At 68.9% G+C, this 20,189-nt stretch carries 20 protein-coding genes and 1 tRNA gene; 4 read left to right on the forward strand and 17 right to left on the reverse strand.

What is annotated here, in order from left to right:
* Positions 1-68: 68 nt before the first annotated feature.
* Positions 69-461, forward strand: coding sequence for a DUF4267 domain-containing protein (locus BJY17_RS11980; protein WP_179551549.1), 393 nt, complete (start codon positions 69-71; stop codon positions 459-461).
* Positions 462-474: 13 nt separating this feature from the next.
* Here the strand turns inward: BJY17_RS11980 and dcd are convergent, their stop codons facing one another.
* Positions 475-1,080, reverse strand: coding sequence for a dCTP deaminase (dcd, locus tag BJY17_RS11985; protein ID WP_179551550.1), 606 nt, complete (start codon positions 1,078-1,080; stop codon positions 475-477).
* Between the two features lie 79 nt (positions 1,081-1,159).
* On the opposite strand from dcd, the gene BJY17_RS11990 reads away from it, so the two are divergent.
* Positions 1,160-1,233: transfer RNA gene (locus BJY17_RS11990), tRNA-Gly, on the forward strand.
* 53 nt (positions 1,234-1,286) lie between these two features.
* Here BJY17_RS11990 and BJY17_RS11995 read toward each other — a convergent pair.
* The 3 genes from BJY17_RS11995 to BJY17_RS12005 all read right to left on the reverse strand — a co-directional run bounded on the left by BJY17_RS11995 (position 1,287) and on the right by BJY17_RS12005 (position 5,133).
* On the reverse strand, positions 1,287-3,092 hold the full coding sequence (locus BJY17_RS11995; RefSeq protein WP_179551551.1) for a class I mannose-6-phosphate isomerase: 1,806 nt from the start codon (positions 3,090-3,092) through the stop codon (positions 1,287-1,289).
* Positions 3,089-4,021, reverse strand: coding sequence for an ROK family protein (locus tag BJY17_RS12000; RefSeq protein WP_179551552.1), 933 nt, complete (start codon positions 4,019-4,021; stop codon positions 3,089-3,091). The genes BJY17_RS11995 and BJY17_RS12000 overlap by 4 nt, the downstream gene beginning before the upstream one ends.
* 83 nt (positions 4,022-4,104) lie before the next feature.
* Positions 4,105-5,133: a LacI family DNA-binding transcriptional regulator gene (locus BJY17_RS12005; RefSeq protein ID WP_179551553.1), complete on the reverse strand. Its 1,029-nt coding sequence runs from the start codon at positions 5,131-5,133 to the stop codon at positions 4,105-4,107.
* 461 nt (positions 5,134-5,594) lie between these two features.
* On the opposite strand from BJY17_RS12005, the gene BJY17_RS12010 reads away from it, so the two are divergent.
* The gene (locus tag BJY17_RS12010; RefSeq protein ID WP_179551554.1) at positions 5,595-6,299 is read left to right on the forward strand and encodes an SOS response-associated peptidase; all 705 of its coding nucleotides are present in this window, start codon (positions 5,595-5,597) and stop codon (positions 6,297-6,299) included.
* A 4-nt stretch (positions 6,300-6,303) separates the two neighbouring features.
* Here BJY17_RS12010 and BJY17_RS12015 read toward each other — a convergent pair whose 3' ends face one another.
* From BJY17_RS12015 to BJY17_RS12045, 7 genes are all read right to left on the reverse strand, one after another.
* Complete coding sequence (locus BJY17_RS12015; protein WP_179551555.1) at positions 6,304-6,699, reverse strand: SHOCT domain-containing protein; 396 nt, start codon at positions 6,697-6,699, stop codon at positions 6,304-6,306.
* 132 nt (positions 6,700-6,831) lie between these two features.
* Complete coding sequence (locus BJY17_RS12020) at positions 6,832-7,629, reverse strand: DUF2306 domain-containing protein (protein ID WP_179551556.1); 798 nt, start codon at positions 7,627-7,629, stop codon at positions 6,832-6,834.
* An 86-nt stretch (positions 7,630-7,715) separates the two neighbouring features.
* Positions 7,716-9,188 carry a DUF2252 domain-containing protein gene (locus BJY17_RS12025; RefSeq protein ID WP_179551557.1) on the reverse strand — a complete coding sequence of 491 codons (1,473 nt, stop codon included), beginning with the start codon at positions 9,186-9,188 and terminating at the stop codon, positions 7,716-7,718.
* Positions 9,189-9,221: 33 nt separating this feature from the next.
* Positions 9,222-10,844 (reverse strand): MFS transporter, encoded by a 1,623-nt coding sequence (locus BJY17_RS12030; protein WP_179551558.1) that lies wholly within the window; start codon positions 10,842-10,844, stop codon positions 9,222-9,224.
* A 157-nt stretch (positions 10,845-11,001) separates the two neighbouring features.
* On the reverse strand, positions 11,002-11,802 hold the full coding sequence (locus BJY17_RS12035) for a class II glutamine amidotransferase (RefSeq protein WP_407647819.1): 801 nt from the start codon (positions 11,800-11,802) through the stop codon (positions 11,002-11,004).
* Between the two features lie 168 nt (positions 11,803-11,970).
* Complete coding sequence (locus BJY17_RS12040) at positions 11,971-13,278, reverse strand: serine hydrolase domain-containing protein (protein ID WP_179551560.1); 1,308 nt, start codon at positions 13,276-13,278, stop codon at positions 11,971-11,973.
* An 81-nt stretch (positions 13,279-13,359) separates the two neighbouring features.
* On the reverse strand, positions 13,360-14,667 hold the full coding sequence (locus BJY17_RS12045) for an ATP-dependent DNA helicase (RefSeq protein WP_179551561.1): 1,308 nt from the start codon (positions 14,665-14,667) through the stop codon (positions 13,360-13,362).
* Positions 14,668-14,821: 154 nt separating this feature from the next.
* Between BJY17_RS12045 and BJY17_RS12050 the strand changes: the two genes are divergently transcribed.
* Positions 14,822-15,868, forward strand: coding sequence for a hypothetical protein (locus BJY17_RS12050; RefSeq protein ID WP_179551562.1), 1,047 nt, complete (start codon positions 14,822-14,824; stop codon positions 15,866-15,868).
* Positions 15,869-15,899: 31 nt separating this feature from the next.
* Here BJY17_RS12050 and BJY17_RS12055 read toward each other — a convergent pair whose 3' ends face one another.
* The 6 genes from BJY17_RS12055 to BJY17_RS12080 form a co-directional block, all read right to left on the reverse strand.
* Positions 15,900-17,873 carry a cytochrome c oxidase assembly protein gene (locus BJY17_RS12055; RefSeq protein ID WP_322789824.1) on the reverse strand — a complete coding sequence of 658 codons (1,974 nt, stop codon included), beginning with the start codon at positions 17,871-17,873 and terminating at the stop codon, positions 15,900-15,902.
* A gap of 108 nt (positions 17,874-17,981) precedes the next feature.
* Positions 17,982-18,269 (reverse strand): HU family DNA-binding protein, encoded by a 288-nt coding sequence (locus BJY17_RS12060; protein ID WP_056007305.1) that lies wholly within the window; start codon positions 18,267-18,269, stop codon positions 17,982-17,984.
* Positions 18,270-18,539: 270 nt separating this feature from the next.
* The gene (rpsN, locus tag BJY17_RS12065) at positions 18,540-18,845 is read right to left on the reverse strand and encodes a 30S ribosomal protein S14 (RefSeq protein ID WP_056654699.1); all 306 of its coding nucleotides are present in this window, start codon (positions 18,843-18,845) and stop codon (positions 18,540-18,542) included.
* A 2-nt stretch (positions 18,846-18,847) separates the two neighbouring features.
* Complete coding sequence (gene rpmG / locus BJY17_RS12070) at positions 18,848-19,015, reverse strand: 50S ribosomal protein L33 (RefSeq protein WP_022892462.1); 168 nt, start codon at positions 19,013-19,015, stop codon at positions 18,848-18,850.
* On the reverse strand, positions 19,015-19,251 hold the full coding sequence (gene rpmB, locus BJY17_RS12075) for a 50S ribosomal protein L28 (RefSeq protein WP_056654700.1): 237 nt from the start codon (positions 19,249-19,251) through the stop codon (positions 19,015-19,017). Before rpmB ends, rpmG begins: the two co-directional genes overlap by 1 nt.
* 212 nt (positions 19,252-19,463) lie before the next feature.
* Positions 19,464-20,135 carry a YrhK family protein gene (locus BJY17_RS12080; protein WP_179551563.1) on the reverse strand — a complete coding sequence of 224 codons (672 nt, stop codon included), beginning with the start codon at positions 20,133-20,135 and terminating at the stop codon, positions 19,464-19,466.
* Between the last annotated feature and the right edge of the window lie 54 nt (positions 20,136-20,189).

Genomic DNA, 20,189 nt, shown 5'->3' on the forward strand with positions numbered 1-20,189 from the left:
AATCGAGACTATCGCTCGATCGAAAGGAATGCTAGCGTCGCAATAAATCTTTCATCGAAAGGAATCACATGGACCTCGCACAGTTCACCCCGGCGACCTGGATCGGCGCCTCCCTCGCGCTCGTCGTCGCCGCGGGCATCATCTGGGTCGGCATCTCGTACCTCGTCGCGCCGACCGCGACCGGGCAGGGCTTCGGATTCACGAGCGCGATCACCCCCGAGGTGACGCCGTGGCAACACATCAAGGGCCCTCGCGACATCGTCTCGGGGCTCGTCGTCGTGGCGATGCTCGTGTTCTTCGGACCGGCGGCGGCGGCCGTCATCCTGCTCGTCGAAGCGCTCATCCCGATCGGCGACGCGCTCATGATCATCCGCAACCACGGCCGAACGGCGGTCGCGCTCGGCGTCCACGCCTCGACGGCGACGGTGATGATCATCGCCGCCGTACTGCTGTTCTTCTGAGCGGCGCTGCCGGCTACTCGCCCCGCGAGCCGGCGTCGGTGACACCGACATCCGTGCGGTGGAAGCTGTGGAACGAGCGCGACGCCGTCGGCCCGCGCTGCCCCTGGTAGCGGTTCGCGTACTCGGCCGAGCCGTAGGGCCGCTCGCTCGGCGACGACAGGCGGAAGAAGCACATCTGGCCGATCTTCATGCCCGGCCAGAGCTTGATCGGCAGGGTCGCGACGTTCGAGAGCTCGAGCGTGACGTGCCCGGTGAAGCCCGGGTCGATGAACCCGGCCGTCGAGTGCGTGAGCAGGCCCAGCCTGCCGAGCGAGCTCTTGCCCTCGAGGCGGGCGGCGACGTCGTCGGGCAGGGTCACGGCCTCGTAGGTCGAGGCGAGCACGAACTCGCCCGGGTGCAGGATGAACGCCTCGTCGGGCCGCACCTCGATGAGGTGGGTCAGCTCGGGCTGGTCTTCGGCCGGATCGATGAAGGGGTACTTGTGGTTGTCGAACAGCCGGAAGTACCGGTCGAGGCGCACATCGATCGACGAGGGCTGGATCATGCCCGGTTCGTACGGGTCGAGCCCGATGCGGTTCGCGTCGAGTTCGGCCCGGATGTCACGATCTGAGAGCAGCACGCTGCCAGCGTAGCAACGCACTTGCTAGGATGACTGACGTTGCCTCTGCAGCCGCTTCGGCGGCCAGCGGATGCCGCATGCGGATGTAGTTCAATGGTAGAACTTCAGCTTCCCAAGCTGATAGCGCGGGTTCGATTCCCGTCATCCGCTCCAGTGGAAGCCACGCCTCTCGGCCCCGCCCTTCATCGATCTCGACCGCCTCTGCATCAGGCGTCGCTGGCGAGCGTGCCTCTGACGTAGGCCTTCACCGTGGCGAAACGTTCGCTTCGCGAGCCGGGAGCGCGTCGAATGACGTACTCCCCCACCGCGGCGGGGACGATGAACGTCTCGGCGTAGTGCACACGGTACGGCGCGAACGCGCCGGTCGGGCTCACGATCTCCACCACATCACCCTCGACCAGGTTGAGCACGTTGACCGTGCCCTCGGTGTCGTGTGCGGCCTCGTGCTCGAACCAGTGCCGGCGCACCTCGATGAACTCGAGCTCGTGCAGCCCGGTGCGTTCCTCCACGAGGCCGGGCTCACGGCGGATCTCGTGCACCTGACCGACGAGGTTCTGCTCGACCCACCGGTCGTCGCGCTCCCATCTGACGTTGCGCTCACCGTGATCGAGGTGAACGGGCCGCGGCACACCATCGAGTCCGACTCGGTCCCAGTCCCACAGCTTGAAGGTGAAGATGAAGGGCGTCGCCGAGATCTCGAGCACCATCGAGTTCGCACCCGAGCAGTGGATCGTACCGGCGGGGATCGCGAAGTGATCATGCTTCTTCGCCGGGTACGTGTTCACGTAGCGCTCCGCGTCGAACGGATGCGTCCCCTCGGTCGCCGCTCGAAGGGCCGCGAACATCTCCTTCGGGTCCACGTCGGGCTTGACGCCGAGGTAGACCACGGCGTCGTCGGCGGCATCGAGCAGGTAGTAGCTCTCGTCCTGCGTGTACGACATCCCGAACGCGTCGCGGATGTAGTCGGTGAGCGGATGGACCTGAAGCGACAGGTTCCCCCCGCCCATGGTGTCGAGGAAGTCGAATCGGATCGGGAACTCCGCGCCGAAGCGGGAGTGGGTCCGCTCCCCGAGGAGTTCGCGAGGTCGACTCAGCACCAGGTCGATGGCGGGGACCTCGACGACCTTGCCCCCGGCCTCCAGGAGAAGCGAGTTCTCCTCCGGCACGCAGTCGAAGCACCAGGCGAAGTTCTCCGCGGCCGGGTCGAGGTCGAGTCTCTCCTTCATCCACTGGCCGCCCCAGACTCCGGGGTCGAAGAACGGCACCACACGGAACGGCTGCGTGGTGGCGCCCCGCATCGCCGCACGGAACGATTCGCCGGCGACAGCGCCGGCCGCCTCGGTCTCGGCGTTGCCATCGACGACCAGGTCGATGCGATCGAGCAGGGTGCGCTTGTGCCGATCAGCGGTTCGCCACTCGACGAAGAATCCCCGCTTGTACTTCCGCAGCGCGTCTTCGTCGTGATTGCCTGCACGCCAGTTCGCGGCGCCACGTCGGTACCGCTGCTGGATCTCCCACCGAGCCATGTCGACCAGCACGAGGGCGTCCGCCTCCGCGCCGGCGATCAGTTCGGCGCCCCAACCGACCAGGACGAGCGGAGAACGACGCGCGGCGACACGCTCACGGACGTGCTCGACCCTGCCGCCGTCGTAGAACTCGTCCACGGTGAAGTGGCTCATGACTCCGAACACGCGATCGTCGGTGAGGTGTCGCCCGATCAGCGCATCGATCACCGCCGGGTCGGCAGCCGCAGCATCCTCGACATCGACGATCTCCGCGGCGGGCAGCGCGGCGGAGATGCTCGCAGTGAGCGCAGCGACGTCGGCCCCGGGGTACACGTCGACGACGACGAGGGGTATTCCGGCGGTGCGGTCGTGAGCGATGCGAAGGGCCGCATGCCACGCCTCGCCTCCCGTGAGCACCTCGGCGCCTTCCGGAAGCGGGATGGTGGGCAGTTTCACGTAACCGGTCGATTGCTCGTTCACGACGGCGGGCTGGTGGTCGGGGGTCATGAGGGTCCTTCGTTGTCGGGAGCGGATGCGAGCGCGGCGGCGCCCCGGAGCACCGACGTCGCCGGGTCCACGGGAGTGACGACCGGGGGCCGGAACGATGACGACCAGAGCCGCTCATGCACCCTCCGGCTGAGTTCTGGGAGGATCAGGTGCGCCGACCGCATGACCCCACCGGTCACCACCACGACCTCGGGGTCGTAAGCGTGGCATTGGGTGACGAGCGCTGCCGCCCACACCTCGGAGAAGCGCTCGAGCACCGCGGCCGACTCCGGTTCCTGTCGAGTTTCGACGACGTCCCTGACTCCGATCGCGCCGCGAGCGCGAAGTCGTGCGGCGAGCTCCGGGCCCGGCTCGAGCTCGCCGCCGGCTATCGCCTCACGGAGGGCCCAGGTGCTGGCGAACGCCTCTGCGCAACCGGTGTTGCCGCAGGGGCACCGTTGCCCGGCGAAGTCCACGGTGACGTGGCCGTTGAGGATCCCGGCGTGACCGTGTCGCCCCCTGACGAGGCGACCGTCGATCATCGCGGCCGTCCCGATGCCGGTGCCCAACGTCATCAGCACGCCATCGCGCGCACCCGCCACGATGCCATCGGTGACTTCACCGACCAGGGCTGCGCGAGCATCGTTCTCGACATGCGCAGGACGGCCGAACGCAGCGAGCGACCACTCGGAGAGGTCCAGCTGCAGCAGGGTGGCGTACTTGCCGTGCGCCGCCACCAGCCTGGTTCCAGCTGGGTCGACGATGCCGGGCACCGCGATGCCGACGGCATCGACCGCGGCGCCGTCGAGCTGGGCATGAACGGCTGCAGCGACGTGACCGAGGTGGAACGCCGGAGTCAGGGGGAGCTCGGTTCGAGAGACGAGCGCTCCATGCTCGACCACGCCCAGCTTGACGCTGGTCCCGCCCAGATCGATCGCGACGGTTCGCATGGTCGTGCCTTCCGGTGGTCATGGATTGGTAACGTTACCAGATCCCGGGATGCGGACCATCAGAGCATTCCCGATGAGCCCGACTACGTCGCCGTGACGACCCGGACGGGCATTTCCACCCGCCGCGACGGCTCCACGCTGGGCTCAGGGCCGAGCCGTGCGAGCAGGAGTCGCGCTGCTTCCCGCCCCAGCTCGCGAGGATCGTGGTCGACGATGGTCACGGGCACGGGCATCAGTCCGGCGAGCTCGAACGCATCGAAGCTCGCGAGAGCCGGCATCGCTTCCAAAGCCGCACCGGATCTCAACCGTCGAGCGACTTCATGGAGGACTCCGATGGAGTTCCGGTTGTTGGCACTGAAGATCGCGGTCGGCGGATGATCGAGATCGAGCAGTCGACGAGTCGCCGTCTCAGCCGCGGCGACGTCCTGCTGATCGCGTTCGACGAGCGCATCGTCGGGTACGAGACCGCGCTCGGCGAGCGCCCGAACGAATCCTTCGAATCGCCGCTCGCCGGTGAACACCGATCGGGCGTTGCCGAGGAACGCGATGCGCGTGTGGCCGGCGTCCAACAGCGCTCTCGTGCCTCCTGCTGCGCCACCGACATCGTCGAGGAGCACGGTGTCCGCATCCAGCCCGTCAAGACTGCGGGAGGCCAGAACCAGCGGTACGCCGCCGAGCTCGTCGGAACTCAGGTGCTCGCCGCTCCTCCCCGACGGCACGAGGACGAGGCCCTCCACCTGCCGGCCGATGAAGTCCGACACGAGTTGGCGTTCACGTGCTGGATCCTCCCCCGTGTTGCCCAGGATGATGCGGCGCCCGTGTCGGGCTGCGACCTCTTCGACTCCGAGCGCGAAGTTCCCGTAGTACGGGTTGCCGAGGTTCGTGATCGCCACACCGATCAAGCCGCTGCTCTGACCCGGGCGAAGACTTCGGGCGATCTCGTTGCGGTGATAGCCGAGCTCGCGAACCGCGCGAAGCACTCTCTCCTGGACATCCGGCCGCACGTACACCCCACCGGACAGCGTCCGCGACACGGTCATCGGGCTCACACCGGCGTGCGCGGCAACCTCGCGGATGGTCGGTTGCTTGCTCTTCCGCTGCCCCTCCGGCATTCGCGCCCGACCCACCTCAATCGCACGGTTCACGCCCCGCGCCCTCCTGAACGACAGGGAGCACGTGACATCCGACCAAGGGAACGTTACCAGCTGGACTCGCCCGACTCCCGATTCCGCGCGTCGACCCCCGAAAGGGGGTGCCCGTGGTGATAGCCTCGAGCCACCACCACGACCGGCGGCGACTGCGATTCGGGTTCGCAGCCTCCTCACTACCGGTCGTGATGGACGGACGGAGAGCAGGAGGGGGCCAACCGCTCTTCGCCCCTGAGTGACGCGCGCGCTCGTGCGTGCGCCATCGATGCGACCGCGACCCTACCCGCGTAGGTCATCGATGGCCGGGCTGGTGAGACCCCTTCACCGGCCCGGCGGCCCCATCCCCGCCCCCGCTCGGCCCAGCCACGCCCTCAAGCCGGCGCTCGCCCTGGCCCCGTGTCGGCGGCCGGGTGCAGACTGGCAGCATGTGCGGACGATTCGCGAACGACGCCAAGATCGACGAGCTGATCCAGGAGTTCGTCGCCGAGGGCGGCGACTACCGCGACTGGCGACCCCAGTTCTCCATCGCGCCGACCGAGGTCGTGCCCATCGTGCGCGAGCGCAAGAACAGCGAGACCGGCGAGGTGCGGCGTTCGGTCGACCCGGCGGTCTGGAACTTCCGGCCCTCGTTCATGAAGGAGTCGAAGCGCCCGCAGTTCAACACGCGCATCGAGACCGTCGCCACCAACGGGTTGTGGAAGGGCGCGTTCGCCTCATCGCGCTGCCTCGTGCCGATGCGGGGCTACTACGAGTGGACCGGCGAGCCCGGCAGCAAGCAGGCCTGGTTCCTGCACGGCGACGAGCCGCTGCTCGCCGCGGCCGGCATCTACACGGCGCGCAAGGTCGGCGAGGAGTGGGAGGTCTCGACGTCGATCATCACGCGCGAGGCTCGGGATGCCTCGGGCGAGGTGCACGATCGCATGCCCGTCTTCCTCGCCCGCGACGCATGGAACGACTACCTCGCGCCGGTGAAGCTCGACGACGACGGCAAGGCCGAGATGCTCGCGCTCATGACCGCCGAGTCCGAACGCGTCGCCGCGTCGATCTCGAACTACGAGGTCGACCGCCGGGTCAACAACTCACGCGCCGTCGACCCGGCCGACCCGACGCTGATCGAGCCGCTCGGCTGAGGCGTCAGTACTTGCCGCCGAGGGCCTTGTTCTTCAGCGCCTCGAACTCGCCGTCGGTGATGAGCCCCTGCTCGCGCAGCGACTGCGCCTTCGCGATCTCCTCTGCGGGGTTAGCGAACGACATCTTCCGGATCTCGTCCTCCGAGTACTCCTCGTACTCCACCTGCTTGCGAGCCGAGCGCTCGGCCATGCCCTTGCCCCGCGCGATCAGGTAGACCAATGCCGTCACGAACGGCACGAAGACGAGGAAGATCACCCACACGGCCTTCAACCAGCCGTTGAGCTTGTGGTCGCGGAAGATGTCGATCAGCACGTAGACGAGCACGAACAGGTAGGCGACGTAGGCGAACACCCAGAAGCAGAACCAGAACCAGTCCCAGATGCTGTTGAGGAAGTACATGGTGATCGCCCTTCGACCGAGCCGGCATCGCCGGCGCGCGGAGTCGGCGCCGTGCCGGCGCCGACGATGAATCTGTCGCCAACCTAGCGCAGGCGCGGCCGCACACCACCGAAGCCACGCGCGGCCCGCGGATCACACCGTCGTGGCTGGCTGCCGCGGCGCCGCCGGCAGTGCATACGACGGCAGCCCGCGCCGGCGGATGAGCCACTCGGCCACGATCAGGTTCGGGATCCAGCAGAGGAAGGGCACGGCCGCATACGCGTTCTCGAACGCGGCCTCGAAGTCGAACTCGCCCCCGGGCAGCGCCTGCACGCCGAGCAGCAAGCCGATCCAGAGTCGCAGCGTGACCGCCGCGTAGGTCAGGGCGAAGTTGCGCATCATCCAAGCGCGGTGGCTCGCGACATCCCCCGCCCTGATCGAGCGGTAGGCGCGCCAGCCGGTCGCGAGCCAGAGCACCGCGAGCGCGCCGAACCCGAAGAACCCCACGAGGCCGGCCGAGTTGAAGGGCGCCATGACGAGCCCGGCGACGCCGGCGACCAGCACGGCGACGAGGTAGCCGCGCCCGGTCCATCGATGCACACGCGGGTGCCGCGTGCGCAGACCGCGCCAGAACTGCAGCGGGCCGACGACGAGGGCGACCCCGCCCGCGACGATGTGCGCGGAGAACGCGAGCTGCACGAACCCGGGCTGACGGTCGTAGTTGGCGGCGAGGCCTGCGCCGTCCTCGGAGAGCGCCGCCAGCGAGGCGGTGAGATAGGGCACGACGGCGTAGACGGCGATCGCGAGCGACGACAGCAGCACCCACGTCCATGCGGCCCGCGTCGCGATCGAGCCGCCGACGCGGGGCGGCGGCGTCCCTCCTCCCGGCGCTCGCGGCGAGTCGGATGCGGATGCGGATGCGGATGCTGGGGTCCTGGTTCCGGTGCTCATGCGGCTCAGCATGGCGACCGGCGCGACGCGCCGTCATCGGGCGCTCCCCCGGATCCTGACGGGTGGAAACCCCCGAGTGCGAGAAGCTACACCTCGGACGCCGCCTCCAGCCGACCCGATTCCACGGCCGCGACGAACGCTCGGTAGTCACGTTCGTTCTGGTCGGCGTACGCCACCGCGAAGTCCGCGATCGCCTCGTCGAAGCGGTCGCTGCCGCCGAGGTAACCGGCGATCGCGACCCGGTCGCCCGATCGGGCGTGGGCTCGCGCGAGCGTCTCGCCGCAGACTCGCGCATACAGCTTCGCGCCCGACGGCACGCTGGCCTCGATGTCGAACGACCCCTTCCAGTCGTGCAACTGGCGCAGGTAGAAGTCGCGATCGACGCCGTCGTGGCCGGTGGCGCGCTGCCAGCCGAGGAAGATGTCGCTGGCCGCCTGCATCATCCGCTGCCCGCGTACGACGCGTTCGCCGTGATGGGCGTACGCACTCGGTGCGAGGAAGCGCTCGAGCACCGATGCCTGCGCCTCCTTGGCCTGGAGCAGCAGCGGGTCTGCATCGTCACGACCGCGCAGCAGCACGATCCACGCCCTGGTGCCGACGCTGCCGACACCCACGACCTTGCGTGCCATGTGCAGGTAGGTGAACTCCTCGAGCGGATGCCTCGCCAGCGGCAGCGTCGTGCGGTAGTCGCGCAGCAGCTCGCGCATGGCCAGCTCGTCATCGGCGCGCGTGCGGCCGAACGGCGCGAGGTCCTCGACCGGCACGATGAGCGGCGGGTCCCCGGCGATGCGCAGCTCGCCGTCGATGACGCGCACGAGCTTCGAGAAGGCCTTCATGCTGTCGCGCGTCCTCGCTTTCGCGAGGATCGAGTCGGTGCGCTTGACCTGCTCCTTCTCGGCGTGGCCGGAGAGCCGCTCGGTGCGCACCCATTCGGCGAGCGTGTCGGCGTCGAGGCGGTCGTACCAGGCGTCGAGCACGCGGGACTCGGCGGCACGGTGTATCCGCTCGCGATAGCCGCGCACGGCCGCGACCGTCACCTCACGGCGTTCATCGCGAGAGAAGCCGCGCGATCGGCAGCCGATCTCGAAGCTCGCCGCGAGCCGCTTGAGGTCCCATTCCCACGGCCCCGGCAGGGTCTCGTCGAAGTCGTTGATGTCGAAGACGAGCTTGCGCTCAGGCGAGCCGAAGACGCCGAAGTTCGAGAGGTGCGCGTCGCCGCAGATCTGCGCCGTGATGCCGGAGTCGGCCGTCTTCGCGAGATCGGCCGCCATGATCAGCGCCGCGCCGCGGTAGAACGTGAACGGCGAGACCATCATGCGCGCGTGCCGGATCGGGATGAGCTCGGCGACCCGGTTCGTCGCCTGCTCCTCGAGCAGCGCCACCGGGTCGGGACGGTCGGCGGCGGGCGCCCAGTCGGCGTGGTCGGCGCGCGGCGAGCGGCGTCGCGCGACGCGTCCCCACTCGGCTCGGGCCGCGAAGTCGGTCGGGTCGGGCGGCGGCGGCGTGGCGGGTCCGCCTGCCGTGCCGGTGGCATCGGATGCCTCGTGGCGTGCCTTCATGGTGCTCCCCCGTTCCTCGTCGTGCCCCTCGGTTCACGTCACCGGTGGGGCATCCGCTTTCTCGGACTTCCGACCCATGACCTCGGTGGGGATGCCCCGCGAGAAGAAGAGGGCGAAGAACGCGATCACGATGAGCGCGAAGAACGCGGTGTGCAGCGAGGAGATCTGCGAGTCGGTGTAGATGCGGGTCAACTCGGCGCTCTCGGTCTCGTCGAGGCCGGCCTCCTTCGCGATGTCGGCGACATCGGCGGCCGGGAGGATCGCGACACCGGATTCGGTCTGCTCGCTGACGAGCGCCTTCGTCTCCGCCGAGAGCTCGCTCGACGAGACGCCGAGGGCGAAGGTCGAGGCGAGCGCCCCGATCAGCACCGAGCCGATGAGCGCGGTGCCGAGCGAGGAGCCGAGGTTCTGGAAGACGCCCTGCAGGCCGCCGACCTCGCTCGTCTGCGACTCGGAAACGCTCGACATGTTGACGTTGCCGAGCTGCGAGGCGAGGAGGCCGAGCGCCGCGCCCGCCACGAACATGCCGAAGCCGAACGCGAAGTTCTGCAGCTCGAGGTCGACCGAGGCGAGCAGCAGGATCGAGCTCAGCACGAGCGCGATCTGGCCGATGCGCACGATGCGCCGCGGCGACCAGAGCCGCGAGAGGCGCGTGCCGACGATGGAGAAGAGGATGAGCGAGATCGAGAGCGGGAAGATCTTGAGGCCCGTCTCGAGCGCATCGAGGCCGAGCGTCATCTGGAGGTACACCGGCACCATGAAGAAGAGGCCGGCCGTGATCGCGTACTGCGCTCCGAGCACTGCGAGTCCGCTGCGGAGCCGCGCGATCCGGAACAGCTCGACGTCGACGAGCGGCTGCCGGCCTGCGGCGGAGAGATGGCGTTGACGCCGCACGAACAGCGCCAGGAGCCCAGCGCCGGCGACGATCAGCCACGCGCAGAGCGAGATTCCGAGCGGCGCGATCTCGACGCCGCCGATCTCGGGCGAGTGCAGCGGCGTGATCCAGCCCCAGGTCTTGCTCTGCAGCATGCCGAACACCACGAAGACGAGTCCGATCGCCGAGAGCAGCACGCTCCAGACGTCGATGTGCGCGGTCTGCCGCGCGGTGCGGTCGCGGATGACCCGCGTGAACAGCACGACGAACAACATGATGACGACCTCGCCGACGAACACGTACCGCCAGCTCGCGTAGGTCGTGAGGAAGCCGCCGATGAGCGGGCCGGCGGCGACCGCGGCGCCCGACACCGCGCCGATGACCGCGAACGCGGTGATGCGGTCGGTGCCCTCGTAGTTGTCGGCGATGAGCGCGGCGACGGCGGGGATCACGAGCACCGCCCCGACGCCCTCGATGACCGACCAGCCGAGGAACAGCACCTGCACGTTCGGGCTGAGGGCGGTCATGAGCGAACCGAGCGCGTAGATGCACGAGCCGATGACGAACGCGCGGCGCCGCCCCCACACGTCGCCGAGTTTCGCGCCGAGCAGCATGAGCGAGGCCATCGTGAGCGTGTAGAACGTGATCGCGGCCTGCATCGCGGTGACCGTGGTGTCGAGATCGTCGACGACGGTCGAGATCGAGACGTTCATGACCGTGCCGTCGAGCACCATCACGAACTGCGCGGCGCCCAGGATGGCGACCACCGACCACTTCTTCATCTGAACCCGTTTCCGACGATGCGACGTGGAACGTGCGGTCGGACGGGTCGGTCGACCCGGCGACCTCCGGCAAGGTGCAGCCGAGGTCAGTATGGCACCGGATGCCCCGGCGCAGGCGTGTTTGCGCCCGTACGGGACGGTGCGTCGCGGTCGCCCGTCAGGCCGGCACGGCGCGCGCCATGAACGGCTCGTAGTGGTAACCCTCGGTGCCGAGGATCGCGACCGTCGACTCGGGCACCTCGAGGAAGGCGCCGGGCAGGTCGTTGAGCGGTTCGGAGACCACCACGCGCGCCCGCTGGCCGAAGAGCTTCAGGCGCGGGACATCCGGGTACATCTCCTGCAACGTCGGGATGTCGACGGAGTGGAAGAGCGTGCGCGACCTGCCCTCGGAGGAGTACCGGAAGGCCCAGATCGTCGCGCCGTCGGCGAGCGCGATCGTGCCCTGCATCGGGTGGTCGACACCGCGCGCCCGGCCGATCTCCTCGACGAACTGCACGGCCTTCCTCATACCGGCGATCGGGTCGTCGAGGAGGCCGAAGGTGAGGGCGAGATGGAACAGCACCTCGGAGTCCGTCGTGCCCTGGATGTGCGGGTAGAGCGAGCGGTCGACGGCGAAGGTGAGATCGCGCTTCAACTCGTGGAACCCGTGGATCACCCCGTTGTGCATGAAGAGCCAGTTGAGATACCGGAAGGGGTGGCAGTTGGTGCGCTGGATCGGCGGCCCGGCCGCCGCGCGGACGTGGCTGAAGAACAAGGGACTCTCGACCGCATCCGTGATCTCGCGCAGGTTCTCGTCGTTCCACGCGGGTTCGACGCTGTGGAAGATCGACGGCAGGCTGCCCTGCTCGGAGCCGACGGGATACCAGCCGAACCCGAATCCGTCGCCGTTGACCGTCTCGGCACCGAGCGGCGAGTCCAGCGACTGGGCGACGAGCGAATGCTGCGCGTCGAGGATCACGAGCGATGGTTGGAGCGGTTCTCCCGCGTACGCGAGCCAACGACACATGGGACTCAACCCCCTCGTCCGGCGTCTGGGTCCGGACGCCGCCAGCCTAGTGCCGCCCCGACGATTCCTCACCTGTCGCGTCGGAGTTGCCGTCGGTTCGAGCGGAGGCGGGCGCGGCGCTCAGCCCTCGGGCGCCGGTTCGGCCGCGGGATCCGGTGCCGGACACGTGGCCAGTTCGTTCATCTTGGTCGTCGCCTGCTCGAACGACCAGGGCAGTTCGACGAGCGGCTGCTCGTGCTCGGCGGCAGGCGGCGCCTTCGACGCGAGGGATGCGAGGGCGAAGGCGACCTCCCGGACGAAGGCTCCACCGGAGGTCGAGTTGTTCAGGGCGACGACGACCGTGAGGCCGGTCTCGGGGTCGGTGAATGCGGCGGTCAAGGCACCGGGCGACTCACCGGCGAGGCCGCGCATCGGACCGTACTCCGCGCCACCGAGCCCCCAGCTCTGCCACGCGGGAGTCTCGCCGCCCAACGGGATGGGGGTCCACTGCTTGCGTGCCGTCGCCTCGTCGAGCAGCGCACCGGTCGCGAACGCGGCGCTGAGACGACGCGTGTCGTCGAGACTCGACACCGCGCCCGCCGCGCCGCCGCCCATCGAACTCGACTGATCGGAGTCATCGCGGATGACGGCGCAGTCGGCCTTGCCGTTCGTGGCGAGTGCGGCCGAGTAGGCGCCGAGTGCGCCGTCGAGGTCGGTGTCGGTCGGCGCCGGCAACGACGTGTCCTCGAGTCCGAGCGGATCCAGCACGTACTGCGCGGCGAGATCGTTCCAGGTGCGGCCCGTGCTGCGCTCGAGCGCCATCGACAGCAGCAGCACCCCGGTGCGCGACTCCGCCCACTGCTCGCCCGGAGCAGCGACGCGCGGCAGCGCGAGCCCGCTCGAGAGCAGCTCGTTGGCCGGCCAGATGCGCTCGGGATTCGACACGAAATTGCTCTTCAGTCCCGGGTAGTAGTCGGCGATGCCCGAGGTGTGCGCGCAGAGATGGCCGAGCGTGATGCCGTCGAGTCCGGGCACCCAGTCGACGTACTTCGAGACCTGGTCGTCGAGCGCCACACGTCCGTCTTCGACGAGGCGCAACAGCACGGTGCACGTCACCTCGCTCGTGAGCGTTCCGAGGTGGAACTCGGTGTCGGTGCTGACGGGTCGGGACTTCTCGCCGAAGTCGACGGTGCCCGAGGTGCCCGTCCACTCGCCCGACCACGGCGACCATGCCCCTGCCACGCCGCCGCTCGAACCGCTGAGCCGCACGGCTTCGTCGAGCACCGCCTGCAGCTGGTCGGAGAGCTCACTGCCGAAGGCGGTGTCGACCGGGTCGAGCGCCGCCAACGGGTCGACGGAACCGCCGGTGCACCCGGACAGTCCGAGCACTCCGACGAGCAGTACGGCGAGAATCCCCCGCCTACGTGCGACCTTGGTCTGGCCAGCCACCTAGCTCCCCTCAGCCGTGTGTCCGGTGAAATTGTAACCCGGCCGGGGGCGATGCCCGGACGGGGCGTGCCGCGGCGCGGATCAGCGCTGCTGCGCGGTGATCTCGCGATCGGCCCCCGACATGAACCGCTCGACGTTGCGGTCGACGATGATGTCGCTCGGTCGCAGCGGTCGCTCGAGGTAGAGCCCATCGAGCGACGTGAGACGACTCAGCGCCACATACGTCTGCCCGGGGCTGAAGACTCGCTGACCGAGGTCGACGATCGCCGTGTCGTAGCTCGCGCCCTGCGACTTGTGGATGGTCACCGCCCAGGCCAGTTTCAGCGGGAACTGCGTGAACTCGGCGACGATCTGCTTCTCGAGCTTCTTGCGGATCGGGTCCCAGGTGTACTTGTACTTCTCCCACGTGACCTGCTCGACCTCGTGCTCCTCGCCGCCGACATCGACGCGCACGACGCGATCGAGCGAGGTGACGGTGCCGATGGTGCCGTTCACCCACCGTTGGCCCTCGGGCCCGATCGCGGTGTCGTTGCGGAGGAACATGACCTGCGCACCGAGCTTCAGCTCGAGGTTCTCGTCGGCGGGGAACGCCCGCCCGCCGAAGTCGCCGTTCACCTCGGCCTCGTTGCCCTGCGACTGGCCGGGCAACCGGTGCAGCTGCGTGCGGTTGATGCGGTTGACGGTGTCGTTGCGGGTCGCGAGGGTGATGGCGCCCTGCTCGGGCAACGGCCGCCGCGCGCCGACGCTGTTGAGCACGCCCGCGATCTCGGCGGTCACCATGCCGTGCCGCACCGCGTTCAGCATGTGCTTGAACTCGTCGTCGTGCTGGCGGTGGATCTCGCCGAGCTCGAAGATGCGCAGGTCGGTCTCGCGCCAGACCTTCGCGTCGAAGAACCACATCGAGTCGTAGGTGTCCGCGAAGTAGGCGCGCTCGTCGGCGTCGCCCGGCACGGGTGCGAGTTGGTACGGGTCGCCGAAGAGCACGACCTGCGCTCCCCCGAACGGCTCGAGCGGGCGCTGCCTGGCCTGGCGGAGCGATCGGTCCATCGCGTCGAGCAGGTCGGCGTTGACCATCGAGACCTCGTCGATCACGAGCGTGTCCATCGCGTTCAGGATCTTGCGCACCGTGTCGTTCTGCTCGATGTCGTGGTCGGCGATGACCCCGATCGGCAGCCGGAAGAGCGAATGGATCGTCTGGCCGCCGACGTTCAGCGCGGCGACGCCGGTCGGCGCGCAGATCACGATCTGCTTCTGCGTGTTCCAGTTCAGGTGGTTCAGCAGGGTCGACTTGCCGGTGCCGGCGCGACCGGTGACGAAGACGTGCTCGCGCGTGCCCTCGATGGCCTGGAACACCGCGGCCTGTTCTCGGCTGAGGGTGACGTTCTGCACTGGGGCGCTTTCGATTCGGCGAGCGGATGCCGCGGACGACGACGCGCGGCGATCCCACTGTAACCGGCCGCCGCAGGCGCCGAGCGGAGCTGGGGCGCTGCCGTTCAAGGCTCGGCCTCAGTTCCCCCGGTCGACGCCCCGTACACTTGTGCGGGTGGGGAGCTCCGGGGTGCGCGGCAGTCGAGTCTCGCCGTTGTCCGTCGCCGGATGGCTCGGGCTCGCGGTGCTGCTCGTGGGCGCCTTCATCGCCGCCCTCGGCGCCCTGAACCAGACCGTCTACGGCTCCTCGAGCTTCATCGAGCGCTACCTCTCGGCCATTGCGAACGATGACATCGCCGAGGCATCCACGACCCCGGGAGTCGCCCTCGACGAGGCCGAGCTCGCGGAGCTCGGCCTGCCCGCGAACGTCTCGACCGCGATGCTGCGTTCCGGTGTCATCGAGTCGGGCCCCGAAGACGTGCGAATCATGAGTGATGTCGCCCGGGGCGACGGCACGCACACGGTGACCGCGAGCTACCGTCTGGCCGACGCGATCGTGCAGTCCTCGTTCGACGTGCGCCCGATCGAGCCGCTCTACGGCGTGCTGAACCGCTGGGAGTTCGCGGTCAGCCCGCTCGCCGTGATCGACGTCACCGCCGCGCACAACCCGACGTTCACGGTCGGCTCGCTCACCCTCGACACGCGCGCCCTGAAGTCGGGCGAGGAGCTCGCCGCCTTCACCCAGGTGACGCCCTACATCGCGATCGCACCGGCCGTCTACGAGTTCTCCTTCAGCTCGGAGCTGCTCGAGGCCGTGCCCGTCACCGTGCAGGCCGATGCCTCGGCGCGCACGGCGGTGACCGTCGACGCGCAGCCGACCCCGGCGTTCGTGGAGCGCGTGCAGGCGAAGGTCGACGGATTCCTCGCCGCGTGCGCGACGCAGGCCGTGCTGCAGCCGGCCGAGTGCCCCTTCGGCATCGAGATCGACGACCGGGTCACGGGTGATCCCGAATGGAGCATCGTCACCTCGCCGCAGGTCACGCTGACACCCGGCGAGTCGTCGTTCGACATGCCGCCCACCGAGGGCGTCGCGCACATCACGGTCGAGGTGCAGTCGCTCTTCGACGGGCACTACTACACGCTCGACGAGGACCGCACCTTCACGCTCGCCCTCTCGGCGACGATCACGCCCGACGACACCATCGACATCCAGCTGAAGTAGCGCTTGCTGCCGCGGGCGTCGTACCCGGCGGCTACCGCGGGCGGTCGTGCTCGGCGATCGCGGCGAGCTGCGCGTTGTACGCCTCGAGCTCGGCGTCGCCCGTGCGGTCGGCATGCCGGTCGCGACGCTTCGACTCCTTCTCGTCGCTGCGCGCCCACTGCACGGCGACCGTGATCGCGAGCGCCACCGTCGGGATCTCGCCGATCGACCAGGCGATGCCGCCGCCGAGCTGCTGGTCGACGAGCGCGTCGGTGCCCCAGCCCATCGCGCCGTACCAGTCGGCGAGGAGGAGCCCGGTGCTCGACATGATCGCGAGGCCGAAGAACGCGTGGAAGGCCATGGTGCCGAGCAGCAGCAGCAGTCGGAACGGGTACGGCAGGCGGTACGGCACCGGGTCGATGCCGATCAGCGACTGCACGAACAGGTACCCCGTGATGAGGAAGTGCACGATCATCCACTCGTGCCCGATGTGGTCGAGCATCGTCCAGCGGAAGAGCGGCGAGTAGTAGAAGACCCAGAGCGACCCGACGAAGAGCAGGGCTGCCACGATCGGGTTCGCGATGAACCCGGCGAACCTCGAGTGCACGCCGAGCAGGATCCACTCGCGGCCGCCGCGGCTTCCGTCCTTCCGGGCACGGATGGCGCGGGCGGCGAGCGTCACCGGTGCACCGGGAACGAGCAGCACCGGCACGGCCATCGTGAGCACCATGTGCGCGAGCATGTGCGCCGAGAAGAGGTACTGCTCGTAGACGTTCACACCGCCGTTGGTGATGTAGACGAGCAGCAGGAGGCCCGAGACCCAGAGCACCGTGCGGTAGACCGGCCAGCGGTCGCCGCGCTTGCGCAGCCGCCGCACGCCCGCGATGTAGAAGAAGATGCCGAAGCCGCAGACGAGCAGCCAGATGAGATCGGGGTTCCACTCGGTGAAGAACCGGGTCCACTCGGGCCACGGCGGCAGCGGCTCCCCGGTGAGGATCTCGGCCGGCGTACGGGCGAGCGAACCCGCCTCCTCCTCCGAGACCGGGGTCGCGGTGCGGGCGAGCGCGGCCGCCGCGCCCGAGGCGAGGCCCATGAACGCGAGCTCGGCGACGACCAGCCACCAGAACGAGCCGGTGCGGGAACCGTCGGCCCGCGACATCCGCCCGATCAGGAACCGGCGCTGCGCGGCGCCGAAGAGTCCGAGCGCGATGAGGGCGACCACCTTGACGACGACGAGCCCGCCGTAGGGCGTGAACAGCTGGTCCCAGTCGCCGATGCGGAGCGCCGCACTCGCGTAACCCGAGAGCGCGACGACGATGAAGCTGATGAGCGCCACGGTCGAGTAGCGCGCGAGCACGACGGGCAGCCGCTTCGCGCCGAGCTCGCCCTTCAGCAGCACGATCGTGACGAGGCCGCCGAGCCAGACCGAGGCGAAGACGAGGTGCAGTCCGAGCCCCGTGACGGCGGCGGCGTGGCCGGCGGCGCCCGCCGCGTGGCCCTGCTGGGCGAGCGGCACGAGCGAGGCGACCGCGAGCACCGTCACGAAGACGAGCGCGGTGTGGTTGCGCACGGCGAAGCACAGCACGGTGACGGCGGCCGCGACGAGCGTCGTGGTGAGCCAGGCCTGGCCGAGCTCGATGGTCGTGACGAACTGGCCGAGCTTCTGCCCGAACGCATCGCTCAGGTCGAACGGCACGCTCGTGACGAGCAGGAAGGTGAAGAGGCCGGTCGCCGCGCTCGCGACCGTCATGACGGCAGCGGATGCCGCGGCGACGTCGAGCGCCAGGTCGAACTCGCGTCGCTTCGGGCTGAGTGCCCAGACCGCGAGCACGAGGGCGCCGATCATGCCCGCAGCGCCGAGGTTCACGAAGAGCTTCGCGACGGGCACGCCGTAGCGGGCGAGGGGCCCGGGATCCTGGATCAGCTGTTCTGCCGCGCCCCCGCCGTAGGCGAGGCCGGCGAATGTCGCGGCGAGGGCGACGGCGATGAGTGCGGCAGGGCCGAGCACTCGAACGGAGCGGGGCACCGAACCAGCCTAGACGGCCGTGCCCGTGCGTCCGCCCAGAGCGGGTGCCCGGCGCAGACGGCGAAGGGGCGCACGGCTCACGCCGTACGCCCCTTCGGGAAGTCGCAGTTACTTCGCAGCAGCCTTGAGCTTCGAGCCGGCCGAGACCTTGACCGAGTAGCCGGCCGGGATCTGGATCTCGGCGCCGGTCTGCGGGTTGCGGCCGGTGCGCGCAGCGCGGTGCGTGCGCTCGACGGCGAGCCAGCCCGGGATGGAGACCTTGGTGCCCGAGCCCACGGACTCGGCGAGCGCCTCGAAGAGGCCGCCGAGAACGGCGTCGACGGTGGCCTGGCTCTGTCCGGTCGACGCTGCGACCTTCGCGACGAGCTCGGTCTTGTTGAGCGACTTGTCAGCCATTGAATGTCCTCCTCGGACGTTCGCTGTTCGGTACAGCATGTGTGAGTTCTCGGGAACGATCGTTCAACCGCCCCCATGGCCGTTCAGGCCGCCTCGAATGTAACAGAGTTCCGCGGAATCCCGCGGATTTCCGGCACTTTCTGGCACCTTCGCTCCGGCGTGTCGCGTCCGCTGGGAGCGAATTCGCGCCGCATGGCGCGGTGCGGACGACGAAAGGGGCGCCCCGGGAAACCCGGGACGCCCCTCTCGGTGAAGCGTGAAGCTACGTGACTACCAGCTCGACTTGGTGATGCCGGGCAGCTCGCCACGGTGCGCCATGTCGCGGAAGCGGACACGCGAGACACCGAACTTCGTGAGCACACCACGGGGGCGGCCGTCGATGGCGTCACGCGAGCGCAGGCGAACCGGCGACGCGTTGCGGGGAAGCTTCTGCAGGCCCTTGCGAGCGGCCTCACGGCTCTCGTCGGTGCCGTTGGGGTCGACGAGCGCCTTCTTCAGCTCGAGGCGCTTCGCGGCGTACCGCTCGACGATCACCTTGCGCTGTTCGTTGCGCGCGATCTTGCTCTTCTTCGCCATTCTTAGCGCTCCTCTCGGAAGTCGACGTGCTTGCGCACTACAGGGTCGTACTTCTTGAGCACGAGGCGGTCGGGGTTGTTGCGGCGGTTCTTGCGGGTCACGTAGGTGTACCCGGTGCCGGCGGTCGACCGAAGCTTGATGATCGGCCGGATGTCCTGTGCCTTCGCCATTAGAGCTTCACCCCACGTGCCTGCATGTCCTTGACCACTGCCTCAATGCCACGAGCGTCGATCACCTTGATGCCCTTGGCGGACACGTTGATGGTGATGCTGCGACGCAGCGACGGCACGAAATAGGTCTTCTTCTGCACGTTCGGGTCGAAGCGGCGCTTCGTCCGGCGGTGCGAGTGCGAGATGTTGTGCCCGAAGCCGGGAACGGCTCCAGTCACCTGGCACACTGCTGCCATTGGTTTCCTCCAATACCGAGGGGCGGATGCCCCTCCCAAGGTCTCTTGTCTGCTGACCTTCCCCATGCGGAAGCCCGCGATCTCTCGCGTGATCTCGATGGGGAGTGTCGCGGCATGGGCAGTGGAAGTGCCCAGCCAACGAGCCAGCTTACCAGATCGAGCGCGGGCGACCGCACACGAGCCCGAACCGAGCGGATGCCGCGGCCCCGTCGTCACTCGGAGGGCGCAGGCTCCTCGCCGATCGTGCGACGCGAGAGGAGTGCAGCCAAGAGGAAGCACAGCGCGCCGAGGAGGGTACCGAGGTTCGCCCAGAACATGCTCGTGAGCGTGCCGGTGTCGGGATCGACGTAGGCGCCGACCGCCGAGACGGCGAACGCGATCGAGCCGAGCATGTTGAGCCACGTGCCGTGCCAGGTGCGGGCGTCGCGGTCCCAGAGCTCGCCGCGATCCTTCGTCGCCACGATGGCGAAGGCGCTCGCGGCGAGGAATGCGACCGAGCCGAACGCGTCGGGGCGCCAACCCGCACCGAGCTTCGTCGGGTCTGCGACGGCCGCGGCGAGCGCGACCGCGGTGCTCACGTTGAAGCAGAGCGTGCCGGCGAACTGCACCGCCGCTGCCCACCAGTCCCAGAAGTCGGCGTGGCTGGTGCCGCCTCTCGGAACGCGGCGGCCGCTGAGGCTCAGCTGGATGAATGCGGCGAGCGTGAAGAAGACCGAGCCGACGAAGAAGGTGATGCCGACCCCGACGCCGCCCACCCACTCCGCGTAGAACGGGATGGCGCCGACGAGGAAGCAGAAGGAGCCCACGGCGAAGCCCCAGGCCTCCCGGCGCAGCCGCCGAGGCCGGGGCACGCGGGCGCCGATGCGCTGCTCTGGAGCCGCCATGCTGCAACTCTAGCCATCGGTCGATGGGCGGCCGGGAACGCTCGGTGAACGCAG

Origin of the sequence: Agromyces hippuratus, assembly GCF_013410355.1 — a bacterium.
Taxonomy (GTDB): Bacteria; Actinomycetota; Actinomycetes; order Actinomycetales; family Microbacteriaceae; genus Agromyces; species Agromyces hippuratus.

What these genes read in the sequence shown, in the direction of transcription:
- BJY17_RS12000 (WP_179551552.1), bottom strand. Translation starts at nt 4,021, where the DNA reads ATGCGAACCGTCGCGATCGATCTGGGCGGGACCAGCGTCAAGCTGGGC.
- BJY17_RS11995 (WP_179551551.1), bottom strand. Translation starts at nt 3,092, where the DNA reads ATGACCCCCGACCACCAGCCCGCCGTCGTGAACGAGCAATCGACCGGT.
- rpsN (WP_056654699.1), bottom strand. Translation starts at nt 18,845, where the DNA reads ATGGCGAAGAAGAGCAAGATCGCGCGCAACGAACAGCGCAAGGTGATC.
- BJY17_RS12030 (WP_179551558.1), bottom strand. Translation starts at nt 10,844, where the DNA reads ATGAAGAAGTGGTCGGTGGTCGCCATCCTGGGCGCCGCGCAGTTCGTG.
- BJY17_RS12060 (WP_056007305.1), bottom strand. Translation starts at nt 18,269, where the DNA reads ATGGCTGACAAGTCGCTCAACAAGACCGAGCTCGTCGCGAAGGTCGCA.
- rpmB (WP_056654700.1), bottom strand. Translation starts at nt 19,251, where the DNA reads ATGGCAGCAGTGTGCCAGGTGACTGGAGCCGTTCCCGGCTTCGGGCAC.
- BJY17_RS12020 (WP_179551556.1), bottom strand. Translation starts at nt 7,629, where the DNA reads ATGAGCACCGGAACCAGGACCCCAGCATCCGCATCCGCATCCGCATCC.
- BJY17_RS11980 (WP_179551549.1), top strand. Translation starts at nt 69, where the DNA reads ATGGACCTCGCACAGTTCACCCCGGCGACCTGGATCGGCGCCTCCCTC.
- BJY17_RS12015 (WP_179551555.1), bottom strand. Translation starts at nt 6,699, where the DNA reads ATGTACTTCCTCAACAGCATCTGGGACTGGTTCTGGTTCTGCTTCTGG.
- BJY17_RS12080 (WP_179551563.1), bottom strand. Translation starts at nt 20,135, where the DNA reads ATGGCGGCTCCAGAGCAGCGCATCGGCGCCCGCGTGCCCCGGCCTCGG.
- BJY17_RS12010 (WP_179551554.1), top strand. Translation starts at nt 5,595, where the DNA reads ATGTGCGGACGATTCGCGAACGACGCCAAGATCGACGAGCTGATCCAG.
- BJY17_RS12005 (WP_179551553.1), bottom strand. Translation starts at nt 5,133, where the DNA reads ATGCCGGAGGGGCAGCGGAAGAGCAAGCAACCGACCATCCGCGAGGTT.
- BJY17_RS12025 (WP_179551557.1), bottom strand. Translation starts at nt 9,188, where the DNA reads ATGAAGGCACGCCACGAGGCATCCGATGCCACCGGCACGGCAGGCGGA.
- rpmG (WP_022892462.1), bottom strand. Translation starts at nt 19,015, where the DNA reads ATGGCGAAGGCACAGGACATCCGGCCGATCATCAAGCTTCGGTCGACC.